General features: G+C 73.2%; 2 protein-coding genes. One reads left to right on the top strand and one right to left on the bottom strand.

Annotated elements, in window-relative coordinates:
• A partial coding sequence (locus C1J01_RS48260) for a DNA-processing protein DprA (protein WP_181449384.1) occupies positions 1 to 388 on the bottom strand: 388 nt, incomplete at its 3' end.
• A gap of 145 nt (positions 389 to 533) precedes the next feature.
• Here C1J01_RS48260 and C1J01_RS48255 point away from each other — a divergent pair.
• Complete coding sequence (locus C1J01_RS48255) at positions 534 to 755, top strand: hypothetical protein (protein ID WP_181449383.1); 222 nt, start codon at positions 534 to 536, stop codon at positions 753 to 755.
• Positions 756 to 1,046: the final 291 nt, after the last annotated feature.

The raw sequence follows: 1,046 nt of genomic DNA, 5'->3' as shown, positions 1-1,046 counted from the left end.
CCCCCGCCACGTCGCGCTCGCCGACCACGGCCACCGCCCGGTGGTCGTCGCGCCGCAGCTCGCCGCGGAACCACAGGAACGGCCGGCGGTCGTACGCCCAGGCCAGGTTGCCGGGGTAGGCGTCGTCGAGCACCGTGACAAGGCGGACGCCGGCGGCGAACATGGCGGCGATCAGCTCCCGCCCCCAGACGAGGTCGGCCGGCCGGACGCGGGCGGCGAGCGCGGCGGCGTGCGCCCGGTCGGCGGCGTCGCGGCTCGTGCCGCCGCCCCGCAGCAGCGCCAGAGCGCTACCGGCGTCGAGGATGACGCGCGCGGTGTGGAACCAGGGCCGGTCGCGGGTGGCCCTGGTGAGGGCGAGGACGGCGGCTCGCTCGTCGGTCGTGGTCATGCTCACCACCTCCGGTGTGCTCCGAACGTACGCGCCGCCACCGACGAACTCGGCGGCGATCCGCCCATCGTGCCGGGAGCCGCCGCGCGGCACGCCGCGGTCGCCATGCCGCTTCGGACTTTGACACCCCGGCGATCATGGACGTATGAGACCAGAGGTGCAGGCGTTCGTCGCCGAAGGACCGCTCCCCGATGAGGACGCCGACGAAGCGGAGATCGACCGGCGCGACGCCCAGCTCAGGGCGATCTCCCGGCCGGTGACGGGGGAGGAGGCGAAGGCGCTGGCCGCGTGCTTCGGCCCCGACGACTGCTACGGCGTCGCCTGGGCCCTCCTCCACCTCATCGAAACCGGCCCGAACCCGTGCTGACCACCCCGCCCACCTCCGACGAGGGCGAATGGCACCGGAGACTGTGGCGCCGCGCCGCCAACGCCGGCCTCGTCCCGGAGGCATGACACTCAAGCGGACCAGAACACGGATGGTGTAAACCTTCGGCGCCGTTGGAACGTCCCACAACACCCCCCCGTTATCAGGAGCCACAGCATGGGCCATCCGCCACAGCCGCAAGATCCGTACGGTCAGCACCGACCGCAGCAGCCCTACGGGTACGGCGGTCACCCGCAGTACGGATACGGCCCGCAGCCTCCCACCTCTCCGCCC

Source organism: Nonomuraea aridisoli (genome assembly GCF_003236395.1).
Lineage (GTDB): Bacteria > Actinomycetota > Actinomycetes > Streptosporangiales > Streptosporangiaceae > Nonomuraea > Nonomuraea aridisoli.
Note: the sequence above shows the minus strand (reverse complement) of the source record. Positions and strands in the feature narration are given on the sequence as shown.